Source organism: Pantoea sp. UBA5923 (assembly GCF_002431095.1).
GTDB lineage: Bacteria > Pseudomonadota > Gammaproteobacteria > Enterobacterales > Enterobacteriaceae > Pantoea > Pantoea piersonii.
This window is the reverse complement of the sequence record NZ_DJDN01000007.1, coordinates 1-14773: the sequence shown is the minus strand read 5'-3', so window position 1 is coordinate 14773 and position 14773 is coordinate 1. Positions and strand designations below refer to the sequence as shown.

The window sequence follows — 14773 nt, the reverse complement described above, 5'->3', positions numbered from 1 at the left end:
AAGCCTGCGCTGGCGCGCGGTCAGCTGCGCACTATCGGCGCGACGACCTGGGCGGAATATAAAAAATATATCGAGAAAGATCCGGCGTTGACGCGCCGTTTTCAGCCGGTTCAGGTCGCCGAACCAGACGAAGAAAAGGCGATTCAGATGCTGCGCCACCTTTCCGTTACACTGTCACATCATCATCAGGTGCTGTTGCTGGATGAAGCGGTGGAAAGCGCGGTACGCCTGTCGCATCGCTATATTCCCGCCCGCCAGCTGCCGGATAAGGCGATTGCGCTGCTTGATACCGCCTGCGCGCGCGTCGCCGTCAGCCTGCATGGCGAACCGCCGACGCTGGTGGCGCTGCGGCGTCAGCAGGAGGCGCTGACGCTTGAAGCGGAGATCGCGCGGCGCGAAGCGCGGCTGAATCAGGCTGACGCCGTAGAACGCCTGGCGAAAGCGGAGGCGGCGCTGGCGCAGGTGGCGCAGCGGTTTGCCGATCTGCAGCCGCGCTGTGAACAGGAGCTGGCGCTGGTGCACCAGCTTATCGCGCTGCGGGCGGAGCAGCTGGCGGTGACGCAGGACGACCCGGCGCTGCGCGCCCGTCTCAGCGAGGCGCAGCGGCAGCTTCAGCAGCTACAGGACGATGCGCCGCTGATCTTCCCTGCGGTGGACGCCAGCGTCGTCGCCGCCGTGGTCGCCGACTGGACCGGCATTCCGCTCGGCCGCATGCTGCGCGACGAGGCGGCATCGGTGCTTAATCTGCCCGCAGCGCTGGCGCGGCGCGTTGTCGGCCAGCCACACGCGCTGGCCGCCATTGCGCACCGCATTCGCACCGCGCACGCGCGCCTCGACGATCCCCATAAGCCCACCGGCGTTTTCCTGCTGTGCGGGCCATCCGGCGTGGGCAAAACCGAAACGGCGCTGGCGCTGGCGGAGGCGCTCTACGGCGGTGAACAGAACCTGATCACCATTAATATGAGCGAATTCCAGGAGGCGCATACGGTCTCGACGCTGAAAGGCGCGCCGCCGGGCTATGTCGGCTACGGCGAGGGCGGCGTACTGACCGAGGCGGTACGTCGCCGTCCCTACAGCGTGGTGCTGCTGGATGAGATTGAAAAAGCGCATGCCGACGTGCACGAGCTTTTTTTCCAGGTGTTCGATAAGGGCTGGATGGAGGATGGCGAAGGCCGTCATATCGATTTCCGTAACTGCGTCATTATCCTTACCTCCAATATCGGCAGCGAGCTGATCGAGGGGCTGTGCGCCGATGAGAGTCTGCTGCCGGAGCCGGAGGCGCTGACCGCGATGCTGCGCCCGCCGCTGCGTCAGGCGTTCCCGGCGGCGCTGCTTGGGCGACTGACGGTGATCCCCTACTATCCGCTCAGCGACGCGATGCTGATGAGTATCGTCGGGATGCGCCTGGAGCAGATCCGCCAGCGGCTGCTGACGCATCACCGCATTCAGGCGGAGTTTGCGCCGGAGGTGGCGCAGCAGATCGCCAGCCGCTGTCAGGAAACCGAATCGGGCGGGCGCATGGTTGACGCTATCCTGACCCAGACGCTACTGCCACAGATCAGCGAGCGGCTGCTGACCGCGACGCTGGAGAAACAGCAGTGGAGCGCGCTGCGGGTCAGCTATGCGCATCCGCAGTTCAGCTACCACTTCAGCGAGGAACAGGCGGGAATGTCTCAATGAGCGACAACCGTTCACAGGCGTTGCCGCAGGGCTATCGCTTTAATGAGTTTGAAATTGAGCAGGTGATTGGCGAAGGCGGCTTCGGCATCGTCTACAGCGCCTGGGATCATCAGCTGGAGCGCCGGGTGGCGATCAAGGAGTATATGCCCGCCTCAATGGCGGTGCGCGGGGAGAACCTGCATCTGCAGCTGCGCAGCGAGCGCTTCGTCGCTGTATTTCAGGCCGGTATGAACAGCTTTATTCAGGAGGCGCGCATCCTGGCGCGTTTCTCCCATCCCGGCCTGCTCCATGTGCTGCGCTTCTGGCAGGATAACGATACTGCCTATATGGTCACGGAGTTTTACAGCGGCGACACCCTGAAAAACCGCTATCAGAAAGAGCCGCAGCTGGTAAACGAAACGTGGATCCGCTCGCTGCTGCCGCCGCTGCTCAGCGCCTTGCGCACGCTGCACGACAACGGCTATCTGCATCGCGATATCGCGCTGGATAATATTCAGATTCAGGAAAATATGCTGCCGGTGCTGCTCGATTTTGGCTCGGCATGCAAAGAGATTGGCCATCTCACCGATAAAACCGAGATTATGCTCAAGCCCGGCTATGCGCCGATTGAACAGTACAGCGAGGGACGCGATGGAGACCAGGGGCCCTGGACCGATATCTACGCCCTTGGCGCGGTGCTGCATATGCTGGTCGCTGGCGAACCGCCGCCGGTCAGCGTTGTGCGACTGATCAGCAATAACTATCAGCCGCTGGCGCAGCGCCAGCCGCCGGGCTTCTCTCTGTCGCTGTTGCAGCTGATCGATGAGATGCTGCAGCTGCAGCCCGAAGATCGTCCGCAGAGCATTCAGGCGCTGGCGGCGCGGCTGATAAGCCTCGACCGCGACCTTGCCGGGCGTGAAACGGCATCTGTCCCTGAGACGATCCCCACCCCGACGGCGTCGCTCCCGGCGACGTTGCCGGTGGCGGCGTCCCCTGACGCCCTGCTACCGGTGCCTGCGGTGCCTGATGCCGCGCAGTCGGTGAGCGTGCAGCCAGGGAGAAAAAGCGCCGCGCGCCGTCCGCTGATACTGGCGGCCGCAGCGGCCGCGGGCCTTGCCGCTGTGGTGGTCTGGCTGGTCGCCCGGCCCGCGCCGCCTGAACCTGCCGTGGCCGCTGTGGCGGCTCCCGCTTCGCCCGCTGCCACGCCGCCGCCCAGACCTGCGCCCGTCGCTGCGGCGCCTGCGCCCACGTCATCGCTGGCCGCTGCCTCCGCGCCATCATCGACGCCTGCGCCGCTACCGGCTGCGAAGCCGCCTGTCGCCCAGGCGCGCGTCTATCTGAATCTTCACAAGGACGATGCTCTCTTTCTTGACGGCGAGGCGCAGCCCGCTGCCACCGCTGACGAGCCGCGGCTGCTACGGCTGGCGCCGGGCCATTATCAGCTGGCGGTGAAGCGAGGCGAGCAAAACTGGACGCAACAGCTGGAGATTACGCAGGCTGGCACCTGGCTGGTTAAGGTGCCTGAGCGCTTTACGCCTTAACGACTGACGCTGCCGTTTTCCCGGAAAACCACATCGTCACCGTGAGGTGTGGTTTTGGTAACCTGCAGGAACCAGGCGCTGTTATCACTGCTGCCCTCTTCCGCCGGAGCCAGCACATAGGTGTAGGGCGACTGGCGGAAGATATAGCCGCGAAAGTCGCGTGACGGCCCGATATTCAGCGTCGAACCTTTCAGGGTCAGCTGGTGGTGATTATTTTTATTCACCGCATGGTAGGTTACTTGGTCGCACTCAATATCCTCGGCGGTGCATTTCCCCAGGGAGAGATAGACGTTATAGCTTTTGCTCTGGAAAAAGGGCTTATTATCCTGCGCCAGAGAGTGAAATGAGCAGGCCAGCAGACATAGCGCCATCAGCTTTTTCATATTTTTAGATAAACTCCTTCGTGGTATACCTTCAGTTCGCTTTTTCGCCGGTTAATTAGCCCGCGCATCGGTTTGCCATGCGAAAGCGTATAACGCATCCAGGCGTTATCAAGGTTTTCGCCTGACTCACCGTTTATTATTTTCAAAACGGTGGAGTAGTAAAAACCCGTATGATGTCGATCGTCTCTGCTGCCGATATTGAACGCGAAGATTAATAACGCGTCAAATTCGTTCTGGGTTAAATCCACCTTCACATAGTCGCGCACCGTCGCAATAAAGGGTTTCAGATCGCGCGCGAATAACGCCTCGGCGTCGCTCTCTGAAATTCCCTCTTTATATTGCGCAAAATCGCTTTTACGGCTTATCCAGTGACCGTAGCCGATGGTGGCGCCGCTGGTCCAGCTGTCAATAGTCGTGGAGGTCTGGTCATCGTAGGGCAAGGTGCGCAGCTGCTCATACTGCATCAGCAGGCGCAGGCAGCGGTAGCTGGGCAGGATCTGGCGAGGCTGACGCCGCGTGCCCTGCCGGTTCGTGCTGGTTGCGCCCTGCGGCCCGCGCGGCGGCGAGGCGCTTTGCGTCAGGTGCTGCAGCGTTTTCCTGCCCGGCGTCACTACGCCGTCGGGGAGATGATAAAGACGTTTCTGGTAGTCGATAATGGCTTTAAGGGTATTACTGCCGCAGATCCCGTCGACCCTGAGCGCAGGGAAGCCGTTTTCACGCAGTAATTTTTGCACCACGACGACATCCTGAGGCCGGTTGACCGCACCCTTACCTACCGGGGAAGTTATGGTTTCCATCTGAGATCCGTTAATATCAGAAAGGTTTGCCAGACGCATGCGGCGCAAACTGATCCGCAACGCCTGACTTTATCCGCAACGTATGACAGCCAGATGAAATTTAAATATTTATACCTTTTTAATCGGTGGGAAAATAGAGTGAATACGGCGTGCATTAATTTCGTCAGCCTTGCCTGAAAATATTTCCCTTCAACGCTGTTGATGCGGCTGTTTAATTAATTGTCTCCAGGAATCTCCTGAAAATGCTTTTGCATCCATCTGGTTTGAACGTTATTTTCCACGCGATTATACCTCTGCGGCAGGAAGGCTCTCCAGCGAGGTGAAAATCTGCAGCCCCAGCGACTGGCCGAGGCGGACGTCATTATCGGCGCCCTGCGACGCGCCTGGCATACACAGAATAGCGTCGCAGCAGGCGATTAAGCGATGCGCGACCGGATAGAGAAAAGCCTCGCTGATCTCGTCGCCGAGGCGCGTAGATCCGGCGGCGGCGGCCAGCGGCAGCGCCAGCCACTCGCCGATAACAGGCGTATGGCCGCGTTGATAGACCGCCAGCGCCATACGGTTCATCTTCTCAAGGTTGACGTGAATCAACGCCTGGTCGCCATTCGTGCCGCTGCGAACCGGCCCCGCAATCAGAATCAGCATCGGTTTTTCTCCTGAAAAATATCGTGGAGCGCCAGGTGCTGCAGCAAAATGATGGTTTTTGCATCCTCAATCTCGCCGCTGCGTACCGCCTCCAGCGCGCGGCTAAAAGGCCATTCCAGCACGTCGATCTCTTCGCCCTCTTCCGCCAGCCCGCCGCCAGCGCCGCGGCGATCGCTGTCGCTGTATTTGGTAATGAAAAAATAGAGTTTTTCCGTCACCGAGCCGGGACTCATGTAGGCTTCCAGCACCTTTTCAATCTGCGTGACCCGGAAGCCCGTCTCCTCTTCCGCTTCTGCCATAATGCGCGCTTCCGGCGAAGCGTTATCAAGCAAACCCGCCGCCGCCTCGATCAAATAGCCGTTGTGGCCGGTGATATAGACCGGCAGGCGAAACTGTCGGGTCAGCACCACGTGCTTTTTCTCGCGGTTGTAGAGCAGTATTACGGCACCATTGCCGCGATCGTAGGCCTCGCGGCTCTGCTCCTGCCAGCTGCCATCGGCGCGCTGCTGTTCAAAGGTATATTTCTTTAGCGTGTACCAGTTATCGGATAACAGTTGCTCACGCATATGGCGTATTTTCGGCTGCATGTTTTTTCCTCAAGGTAGTGACAGAAAGCACGCTATCATGCACAATCGTGCAATATCAAGAAAAAACAAAGGTTGCAATTATGCTGAGTTCACAGCGCAAGCAGCAGATTCTGGCGATCCTTGCCGCAGAGAAACAGGTCATGTCCAGCGAGCTGAGCCAGCGTTTTAACGTCTCGGAAGACTCTGTTCGCCGCGATCTTCGGGAGCTGGCGGCAGAAGGATTGCTACAGCGCGTACACGGCGGCGCGCTGCCGGTTTCAGCCGCGGTCGCCCCGTTTGAAACACGCAAAAACGTGCAAGCAGGCTCAAAAAGGCTCATCGCGCAAAAAGCGGTCGGGCTGATTCAACCGGGGCAGGTCGTGATTATTGACGGCGGCACGACCACTGAGGCGATGGTGCGCCAGCTGCCGCAGGATCTGGCGTTTACTGCCGTGACCCACAGCCCGAGCATCGCCGTGGCGCTGGTCGATTATCCCCAGGTCGAGGTGATTATGATTGGCGGCCTGCTCTATCGGCATTCCGTGGTGGCAGTCGGCGCATCGGTGCTGGAGTCCGTGGCGCGCATCAATGCCGATCTCTTTTTTATGGGCGTGACGGGCGTACACAAAAGCGCAGGATTAACCACCGGCAACTACGAAGAGGCAGGAGTTAAACGGGCGCTGGCGGCGCGCGCGTCGGAAACGGTGGTGATGGTTTCGCAGGAGAAGATGAATTCAGCCTCGGCATTTGCCATCGGCGATTTGACGCTGGCCAGCACGCTGGTGGTTGACGGCGAGCCGGATGCGGAGATGCGTGAATTGCTGGCACAAAAGCAGATTGCGGTTATCTGAGCAGGCGGCGGGCGGCCCGCCGCCTGCTCTATCAAACGTTACTGTGACAGCCGCTGCGCCGCGCGTTCGATAACCGCGGCGATTTTCGCCGGCTGCGAGGCGTAAATCGCATGGCTGCCCTCAACCTCAGATGTCTCACTGTGGGCGCGCGTCGCCATAAAGCGCTCCAGTTGAGGATTGATGGAGCGATCCTGAGTAGCAACGATGGCCCAGCTCGGCTTGACGCGCCAGGCGGGCTGCCCGGCGGCACTGTTAAACGCGGCGACCGCAGGCATCACCTGGGCGCGCGCCATCATTGCGGCCTGTTCGGCAGGGAGATCCGCGGCGAAGTCGGCGCGGAATTTCTCAGGTTTGATAAAGAGAAAGTGATCCGGCGTTTCAGCGATCGCCTTGCCCGCGGGCGGATACTTGCCCGCCAGGCTGAGCAGGCTTTCGCCTTTGTCAGGCTGAAACGCCGCGACGTATACCAGACCGGCCACCGACGGGCTGTTTCCCGCATCGCTGATGATCATGCCGCCGTAGCTGTGGCCGACCAGCAATGTTTTGCCACTCTGCTGAGCCAGCACGCGTCGGGTTGCGGCGACGTCGTCGGCCAGCGAGGTTTGCGGCTCCTGCACGATAGCGACCTTATAGCCATCTTTATCCAGAATACGCGCCACCGGATCCCAGCCGGAACCGTCGGCGAAGGCACCATGCACCAGCACGACATTTTTAACCGGCTCGGCCAGCGCGCTTTGCGCATAAGCAGAGACCACCAGGCTGAACGCCAGCGCAGCAAAAGATTTTTTCATTATTCTCTTCTCTCATCAGGTCTGGAAACGGCCGTCGCACGCTTTCGCTCAGCCGGGACAGAGGATTAGCCGATTCTGCGGCGGCGCGCCGCCGCAGGCTAAGCGATTATTTAGCTAACGTTTTCAGCAGCTGCGCCGCCGTTGCCGCCGAGGAGCCAGGGTTCTGGCCGGTGATCAGCAGGCCATCCTGAACGACATACGAACCCCAGTCTTCGCCTTTAGAGTAGAGACCCCCTTTGGCGATCAGCTCGTCTTCCACCAGGAAAGGCACGATGTTCGTCAGGCCAACGCCCTCCTCTTCGCTGTTGGCGAAGCCGGTGACTTTTTTGCCTTCGACCAGCGGACGGCCCGCTGAGGTTTTCACATGGCGCAGTACGCCTGGCGCATGACAGACCAGCGCAACGGGTTTGCCTGCTTCGATAAAGCGTTCAATCAGGGCGATTGAGTGACTGTCTTCCGCCAGGTCCCATAACGGGCCGTGACCGCCAGGATAGAACACGGTGTCGAAATCAGCGGCGGAAACGCTGTCCAGGCGCACCGTCGACGCCAGCTGCGCTTTGGCTTCCGCGTCCGCTTCAAAGCGATGCGTCAGCTCTGTCTGGAAATCGGGCTCATTGCTTTTTGGATCCAGCGGCGGGTTGCCGCCTTTCGGCGAGGCCAGGGTAATATCGGCGCCAGCATCTTTGAAGGCGTAGTAAGGCGCGGCCAGCTCTTCCAGCCAGAAGCCGGTTTTACGTCCGGTATCGCCCAGCCGATCGTGTGAGGTCAAAACCATAAGTACTTTCATATCCGTTCTCCGCGTTGTGAATGTGACATTTAAATAGTAGACCAGTCGTCTAGATTTTGCTGATAAAAAAAAGCCGTCTCCGACCTGTTTTGCTGCCTCCTCAGGAGGCAGCGTTAAGACTTTGCTGCGTCAGCACCATCGCTGACTCAAAGGGCTGCTTGTTGCGAACAATCTTGACCATCACGCTGGCACCCAGCCAGAGCTGATAAAGACTTTCCGCCACAACGTCTGGCTTCTGATCAATATGGAGCGAACCTTCCGCTACACCCGCCTCAATGGCGTCAGTCAGACGTGCTACGATCCCGGCTGTTCCCTTTTGCAGGGTCTGCCGCATCGCCTCAGAGAGATCGGCGACTTCAGCGCCCAGCTTGACGGCCAGACATTTACCCTGGCAGTCCTGAAAAGATTGCGTATCCTGCCACTGTTGCCAGTAATGCATAAGCCTTTGCTGCATCGTGCAGTTGGGCTGGCCCAGCGTCTTATCCATACTGGCGAGATACTCTTCAAAATAGCTTTCCAGCATGGCAACGCCAAAAGCATCTTTCGAACCAAAGTAGTGGTAGAACGAGCCTTTCGGCACGCCTGCTTCGGTCAGGATCTCGTTGAGACCGACAGCCGAGTATCCTTTGCTGGCCATAATGCGCTGGCCTGTCGCAAGAATATGTTCGCGGACGTCTTCTCTGTGTTTGTGAGCTACTGTGTTCATGGGTTAAAGATAGCCTTTATTAGACCGGTCGTCTAGGGGTGATGATGATTTTTTTGCGTCTACTCTACCATGTATCTTGGTAAAGCGTTAAATGTCTTTTTAATCAAGGATATAGCTGATGAAAAGAAAAGTAGCCTGTACGATTTTTCAAGGCGTCGCTGGCGATCACAACGATCTGGCGATACCTGGCGCAAAAGCTATCGGCGAACAACTGGCGCAACGCAGCGGCGCTACGCCGGTGGTTATCGGCTCCCCCGCGGCAGCGACCAAAGCGGACTGGCGTGAAGCGCTGACGGCAGCGCTGCCCGATTTGCAGGCGATGCGCGCTCGCTTTGAACAGATTTTCAGCGCCGGGGCGATCTCTGTATCCGCCACCAGCCGCTGCGCCGTCTCGCTGGCGACCCTGCCCACGCTGGCGAAATATCATCCTGACGCCTGTGTGCTGTGGTTTGACGCCCATGGCGATCTTAATACGCCTGAATCCTCCACCTCAGGATTTCTGGGCGGCCTGGCGCTCTCGGGGCCAGCCGGGCTGTGGCTCTCCGGGCTGGGAAGCGGGCTGCGTCTCGATCGGCTGGTGCTGGTCGGCCAGCGCGATCTCGACCCCTTTGAAAAGGATCTTATCGCGCAGCATAACATCCCGCTGATTGCGCCCGGACCCGATGTCGCGAAACGCCTGAGAGAAGCGGTGGCTGGTCGGCCGGTTTATCTGCATCTGGACTGCGACGTGCTGGAGCCGGGCATCGTCCCGACGGACTACCGCTCAGAAGGCGGCCTGACGCTGGCGGATCTCTCCGCCTGCTGTGACGTGCTCGCAGAGAGTACCTTTTCAGGCATTGAGATTGCGGAGTTCCAGCACGCCTGGCAGCCGGGCGGCGCGCCGGTGTCGCCCGAACCGCTCCTGGAGGCGCTGACGCCCTTGTGGAGAAGGCTTTAACGTCCTTTCTTCTTGCGTCCTGGCTGGGTAAAGCGTTTGCGGTTGCCTGCGCGCTCATCGCTCTTTTCGCTTTTCTTCGGCGCGCTGCTGATTACCGGCTTTTTCACCGCGCTGCTTTTAGCCGGCGTTTTTTTCTTCGCGGGTTTATCTTCGGAGGAGGAGTTTTCGACCAGCTTAAACAGCTCAGCCAGTTCGTCGTCGGTAAGATCGCGCCATTCGCCCAGCGGGATGCCTTTGAGGTTAACGTTCATGATGCGCGTGCGCTCCAGCTTCGTCACCTCAAAGCCGAAGTGCTTGCACATGCGGCGAATCTGACGGTTCAGGCCCTGCACCAGCGTAATGCGAAACACGAACGCGGACTCTTTAACCACCTTGCACTTTTTGGTCACGGTGCCGAGCATCGGCACGCCTGCGCCCATGCCGACGATAAACTCATCGGTGATCGGCTTATCCACGGTCACCACATACTCTTTCTCATGGTTATTGCCCGCGCGCAGGATCTTGTTGACCAGATCGCCGTTGTTGGTCAGGAAGATCAGCCCCTGGGAATCTTTGTCGAGGCGACCAATAGGGAAGATGCGTTCGCTGTGGTTAACGAAGTCGCGGATATTGTCGCGCTCGCCCTCTTCCATCGTCGTAATAATGCCGACCGGCTTGTTCAGCGCAATCAGCACCAGATTATCTTCGCTGCGCGGCTCGATCAGCTGGCCGTTTACCTTGACGCTGTCACCCGGAAAAACCTGCGCGCCAACAGCGGCGCGTTTGCCGTTGATAAACACGTTGCCCTGTTCGATATAGCGATCGGCGTCGCGGCGTGAACAGATACCGCTTTCGCTGATGTATTTGTTCAGGCGTGTGGATGAGTTAAGCAAGGGAAACCTCCAAAAAGCGCGGACTATACAATAATCTTGCGGGTAAATCCTGCGCTTCATGCAGGTTAGCCCGTTCTTCTTACCTGCCCCGTTTATCACGGCGGCAGAGTGCGCTTATGTAGCATATTCCCGCTTTCTTTTCTCCTGTTCCTGATGTCAGGCTTGCCAGCGCCATCACAATTTCCAATGACCCACCGCCTTGTAAGTTTTACAGCCGCATGACAACATCCGTACATGTATATACATCTTGCATCACAACGGTTAACAAAGGGCAGATAATAACTAACAACCCAGCTTAGCGAGGAAACTATGTCAGCGGAACTTCCTGCATCAGAGCGTTCGGAGAGCGAGAGCAAACGGCTTTCTGAAACCCGATCGATTGATTTTATTCCCCACCGCGAACGCCACGGACATCCGTTCAGTCAGTTCACGCTATGGTTTGGCGGCAACCTGCAAATTACAGCTATTGTGACCGGCGCGCTCGCCGTGGTGCTGGGCGGCGATGTGGTCTGGTCGCTGATCGGCCTGCTTGTCGGCCAGATTATCGGCGCGGCGGTGATGGCGCTGCACGCCGTACAGGGGCCGCGTCTGGGTCTGCCGCAGATGATCACCAGCCGCATTCAGTTCGGCGTGTTCGGCGCGGTGATCCCGCTGGTGCTGGTGTGCATTATGTATATCGGCTTCTCCGCCAGCGGCACAGTGCTGGCTGGTCAGGCGATGGCGAAGCTGCTGCATATCAGTAACGCCGCCGGTATGATCCTGTTCAGCCTGATTATTGTAGTGATTGCGGTACTGGGTTACCGGGTGATCCATAAGCTGGGCAAAGTCGCGAGCGTTATCGGCGTGCTCGCTTTCCTCTATCTGTTTATCACGCTGCTGTCGACGCACGATCTGACGCAGGTCTGGCAGAACCGCCACTTCGCCTTCTCTACCTTTTTACTCGCCGTCTCCCTTTCGTCCTCATGGCAGATCGCGTTTTGTCCCTATGTCTCTGACTATTCGCGCTATCTGCCGGAAGATGTATCCGCCAGGCGCCTGTTCAGCTCCGTGTTTTTCGGCACCGTACTGGGCACGCAGGCCTCAATGACGCTCGGTGTTATCGTCGCGGCCATCGCGGGCAGCGCGTTTTCCGGCAATGAGGTGGGCTATATCGTTGGGTTAGGCAGCAGCGCCACCATGGCGATGGTGATCTATTTCGCTATCTGCTTCGGCAAGATTACCTTCACCACGCTGAATGCCTACGGCAGCTTTATGTCGCTGACCACGATTGTTTCCGGCTTCAGTCGCCAGACCTCCCTGAGCCAGCGCGGACGCATTAGCTTTGTGGTGCTGATGGTGGCGATCGCCTGCATTATCGCGCTGGTCAGCGAGCCCGCTTTCCTCAAGTCCTTTACCCATTTCCTGCTGTTCCTGCTGGCGTTTTTCGTACCCTGGAGCGCCATCAGCCTGACCGACTTTTACCTGATCACCAAAGGCCATATTGATATCCCCGCGCTGTCGCAGCCTGACGGACGGTATGGCCGCTGGAACTGGCTGGGTATTGCGACCTACTTTATCGGCGTCCTGATCCAGCTGCCGTTTATCGACAACCCGCTGCACCATGGCTCGCTGACCTGGATTTTCGCCGGGAATGATGTCTCCTGGATTATCGGCTGGTTCGCTACGGCACTGCTGTGGCTGGGCATGAGGCGTTTTGACCGTCGCGGCGTATTAAAGGAGACGGTTTATTCGACGCGGACAAGCCTCTAGCAGCCAGCGATCGTTTTATTCTTTTCAACGTCACGGAGAGAACCAGGCCCAAACGGGCCTGGTTTTAATTATCTGGCGCAGGCGTCAAAGGCAGATCGGAAGAGAGCACGTCGACGCAAGGGAATAATTAACACATTTCTGAATTTGCCCTTTCTGTCCGGTAAATATCCCTTCATCTGGAAGTGGGTGTTAAAAAAATGTTGCGCTGGCGAGCCTGTTTACCCTTTACAGCGTCCTTTAATAAGGGATGGTGCAATAAATTAACCCAGTCTTAACTTACTTTCTAATGCAGGAGTGAATTATATCCCGTATTGGGTATCACCTCTGTATTCAGATGTTATCATGCCCCGAAACCTGAATTAGCTTAACGACTAATATGATGCCGTGATGAAGACTTTGTAAGATAAGTTTTTGGCTTCTTATTTTTCGTTATTTAGTCTGGTTTAAAACATGGTTATGAAATTAAATTCTATGGCATTACTAATTTCATCAGCCTCCCGTAAAATTTCCTTTTTAAAGACACCAATACTATGCGCAAAATTATTTTATCCTCTGTTACTGCAGTGGCTTTGGGAACCGCTAACTTTGCAGCTGTTGCCGCCACATCTGCCACGCTGACTGTGAAAGGTTCGATACAACCGACCTCCTGCGATATTTCACTGAGCGCAGCATCCATTGATTTTTCCACTATTTCTGCTGCCAGCCTGACGGAGCCTGTTAACTCAAAAATGGGCGCTCCACTTACCCTGAATCTGACCTGTAACGGGGCCACAGCCGTCGCGGTCCAGACGACTGACAATCGCGCTGCCAGCGCAATGACCACAGCGGAAGTTCTGAGCGATATGGGAGTAAACATGGGCACCGCAGTGGCTAATGCATCGCTTTTTGGCATTGGCACCCACAGCACAGATAAAAAAGTTGGCTTTCTGCAGTTGAGCCTGAGCGAGGCAAATCTGAATGGCACAGCCAGCAGCAATCTGCTCACCAGCAGTGATAAGCGAACCTGGAGCAGCAGGACGGTTTCACCCACTAAAAGATTTTCTTTAGAGAAAAACGGTTATTTTTCCCTCGCGAGCAGCGCCAGTTCCAGTACGCCAGCAGCGGCTACCAGCGCCAGCTATACCATTACGCCTGCAATTGTTCTGAAGCCAAGCGACCATTATCCAGGAGGCGAAGCGGTCAATATTGACGGCAACGTGACATTCTCTGTGGTCTATATCTGATTTTTATTTTTTTTTGCGAAGGCATATTGCCTTCGCTTATTTTTTAAATGACGCTAATCCTATGTTACTTAAAAACAGCTTTATTATAGCCTTTCTTATTTTATCCCCTTACAACGCTATTGCGGCGGGTATGAAACCTCAGGTTCCGGTGTTATTTATTGACGATGAGAACCGTGAGGCGACTATGACTGTAGAGAATACAGACAGCAGCCCAGCCTTACTGCACAGCAGCCTGCAAACTATTCCGGAAGATCGCGAAAATAAATTAATTCTTACGCCGCAGCTTGTACGGGTTGAGGGCGGCGATAAGCAGCAGGTACGGGTGGTGTTGAAAGAGGGCATCAGGTTGACCACTCAAACCATGCAGCGCATTAATTTCACTCCTGTTCCCACTGACGACGGCAAGAAAAACCGCGCGCGCGTGACGATCGGCCAGAATATCCCCGTCATTCTCTCTCCGGCGAGCCTGCCGCTGAATACCACGCCGTGGCAAGGCTTAACAGCGCAGCGAGCCGGTACCTCCCTTATTATTAACAACCCAACGCCCTATATCGTCCGGCTGACGACGCAGATCGATCTGCTGCCAGGCAAAACCAGGATGGAATTGCCGAAAACCTATATTTTGCCACACGAATCGATCACGCTTGCGCCGCCTCAAGGCGCCAGTCACGCGCAAAGCCTCCGGCTGCATCCCGTTACCCGGTTCGGCATTCTGACAGCGCCTTATGAGCTAAGGCTGTGACTGACATGATAAGAGTGGCGATCTTCACAGCTGCGGTGTGGGCCGCAACCAGTGCGGCGGCGGCGGTAAAATATGACAGGGAGATGCTCGCATCGCTTGGTTACGATCCCAGCGCAGCGGCGTTGTTTGAGGCTGGCGCGCATTTCTTTCCCGGCGTGAACGCCGTGAATATTAGCGTCAACGGGAAAAACAGAGGCGTGCATCAGGTTATTTTTGACAGTGCCGGCTCGCCCTGCTGGAACGAGGCGCTGCTGCGCAAGCTGGGCATCGATTCGCTCAGCTTTGATGGATACCGACCTGCCTGCCTGAAACCGCTGGCGAGCAGTAAAATAAACATCAAAGAAGAGGTCAGGCGTAGCCGTTTGCAGCTACAGGTTCCCGCCAGCAGCCTGCTGCGGGAGGTGCAGTATGCGACCGGCGGCAAGGCGGCTATCGTTAATTACGATGCCAGACACTATCAGTTTCAGAGCCGTAGCGGCGAAAACCATCATTCTCAAACGCTGACGTCCGAAGTTGGCGCGAAT

The 14773-nt window shown here is 57.3% G+C and carries 16 protein-coding genes; 8 read left to right on the top strand and 8 right to left on the bottom strand.

Annotation, left to right across the window (positions count from 1 at the left end; genetic code table 11):
- On the top strand, positions 1–1680 hold a 1680-nt coding region (locus B3797_RS00865; RefSeq protein ID WP_311790119.1), incomplete at its 5' end, for an AAA family ATPase.
- A complete protein-coding gene (locus B3797_RS00860) occupies positions 1677–3200 on the top strand; it encodes a serine/threonine-protein kinase (protein ID WP_311790118.1) in 1524 nt (507 codons plus the stop codon). The genes B3797_RS00865 and B3797_RS00860, both read left to right, overlap by 4 nt.
- On the opposite strand, the gene B3797_RS00855 is transcribed toward B3797_RS00860, so the two are convergent.
- The 4 genes from B3797_RS00855 to B3797_RS00840 all read right to left on the bottom strand — a co-directional run bounded on the left by B3797_RS00855 (position 3197) and on the right by B3797_RS00840 (position 5612).
- Complete coding sequence (locus B3797_RS00855; RefSeq protein ID WP_311790117.1) at positions 3197–3583, bottom strand: hypothetical protein; 387 nt, start codon at positions 3581–3583, stop codon at positions 3197–3199. The two genes, B3797_RS00860 and B3797_RS00855, sit on opposite strands and share 4 nt — an antisense overlap.
- The gene (locus B3797_RS00850; protein WP_311790116.1) at positions 3580–4380 is read right to left on the bottom strand and encodes a glycoside hydrolase family protein; all 801 of its coding nucleotides are present in this window, start codon (positions 4378–4380) and stop codon (positions 3580–3582) included. The genes B3797_RS00855 and B3797_RS00850 overlap by 4 nt, the downstream gene beginning before the upstream one ends.
- Positions 4381–4665: 285 nt before the next feature.
- A complete protein-coding gene (locus B3797_RS00845) occupies positions 4666–5025 on the bottom strand; it encodes an NUDIX hydrolase (protein ID WP_311790115.1) in 360 nt (119 codons plus the stop codon).
- Positions 5019–5612 carry an NUDIX domain-containing protein gene (locus tag B3797_RS00840; RefSeq protein ID WP_311790114.1) on the bottom strand — a complete coding sequence of 198 codons (594 nt, stop codon included), beginning with the start codon at positions 5610–5612 and terminating at the stop codon, positions 5019–5021. The genes B3797_RS00845 and B3797_RS00840 overlap by 7 nt, the downstream gene beginning before the upstream one ends.
- Before the next feature lie 80 nt (positions 5613–5692).
- Here B3797_RS00840 and B3797_RS00835 point away from each other — a divergent pair, with 80 nt between their 5' ends.
- Positions 5693–6442: a DeoR/GlpR family DNA-binding transcription regulator gene (locus B3797_RS00835; protein WP_311790113.1), complete on the top strand. Its 750-nt coding sequence runs from the start codon at positions 5693–5695 to the stop codon at positions 6440–6442.
- Between the two features lie 38 nt (positions 6443–6480).
- Here B3797_RS00835 and B3797_RS00830 read toward each other — a convergent pair whose 3' ends face one another.
- From B3797_RS00830 to B3797_RS00820, 3 genes are all read right to left on the bottom strand, one after another.
- Positions 6481–7236, bottom strand: a complete 756-nt coding sequence (locus tag B3797_RS00830; RefSeq protein ID WP_311790120.1) for an alpha/beta hydrolase — start codon at positions 7234–7236, stop codon at positions 6481–6483.
- Between the two features lie 103 nt (positions 7237–7339).
- Positions 7340–8020 carry a type 1 glutamine amidotransferase domain-containing protein gene (locus B3797_RS00825; protein ID WP_311790112.1) on the bottom strand — a complete coding sequence of 227 codons (681 nt, stop codon included), beginning with the start codon at positions 8018–8020 and terminating at the stop codon, positions 7340–7342.
- 100 nt (positions 8021–8120) lie between these two features.
- Positions 8121–8726 (bottom strand): TetR/AcrR family transcriptional regulator, encoded by a 606-nt coding sequence (locus tag B3797_RS00820; protein ID WP_311790111.1) that lies wholly within the window; start codon positions 8724–8726, stop codon positions 8121–8123.
- Positions 8727–8844: 118 nt separating this feature from the next.
- Here B3797_RS00820 and B3797_RS00815 point away from each other — a divergent pair, with 118 nt between their 5' ends.
- Positions 8845–9663 carry an arginase family protein gene (locus B3797_RS00815; protein WP_311790110.1) on the top strand — a complete coding sequence of 273 codons (819 nt, stop codon included), beginning with the start codon at positions 8845–8847 and terminating at the stop codon, positions 9661–9663.
- Here B3797_RS00815 and rluF read toward each other — a convergent pair.
- Positions 9660–10595: a 23S rRNA pseudouridine(2604) synthase RluF gene (rluF, locus tag B3797_RS00810; RefSeq protein ID WP_414693019.1), complete on the bottom strand. Its 936-nt coding sequence runs from the start codon at positions 10593–10595 to the stop codon at positions 9660–9662. The genes B3797_RS00815 and rluF overlap by 4 nt on opposite strands.
- 249 nt (positions 10596–10844) lie before the next feature.
- On the opposite strand from rluF, the gene B3797_RS00805 reads away from it, so the two are divergent.
- From B3797_RS00805 to B3797_RS00790, 4 genes are all read left to right on the top strand, one after another.
- On the top strand, positions 10845–12284 hold the full coding sequence (locus tag B3797_RS00805; RefSeq protein WP_311790108.1) for a cytosine permease: 1440 nt from the start codon (positions 10845–10847) through the stop codon (positions 12282–12284).
- A gap of 530 nt (positions 12285–12814) precedes the next feature.
- Positions 12815–13507: a DUF1120 domain-containing protein gene (locus B3797_RS00800; protein ID WP_311790107.1), complete on the top strand. Its 693-nt coding sequence runs from the start codon at positions 12815–12817 to the stop codon at positions 13505–13507.
- 61 nt (positions 13508–13568) lie between these two features.
- On the top strand, positions 13569–14249 hold the full coding sequence (locus B3797_RS00795; protein WP_311790106.1) for a fimbria/pilus chaperone family protein: 681 nt from the start codon (positions 13569–13571) through the stop codon (positions 14247–14249).
- Between the two features lie 14 nt (positions 14250–14263).
- Positions 14264–14773: FimD/PapC N-terminal domain-containing protein (locus tag B3797_RS00790; protein WP_311790105.1), on the top strand; the 510-nt coding region annotated here is incomplete at its 3' end.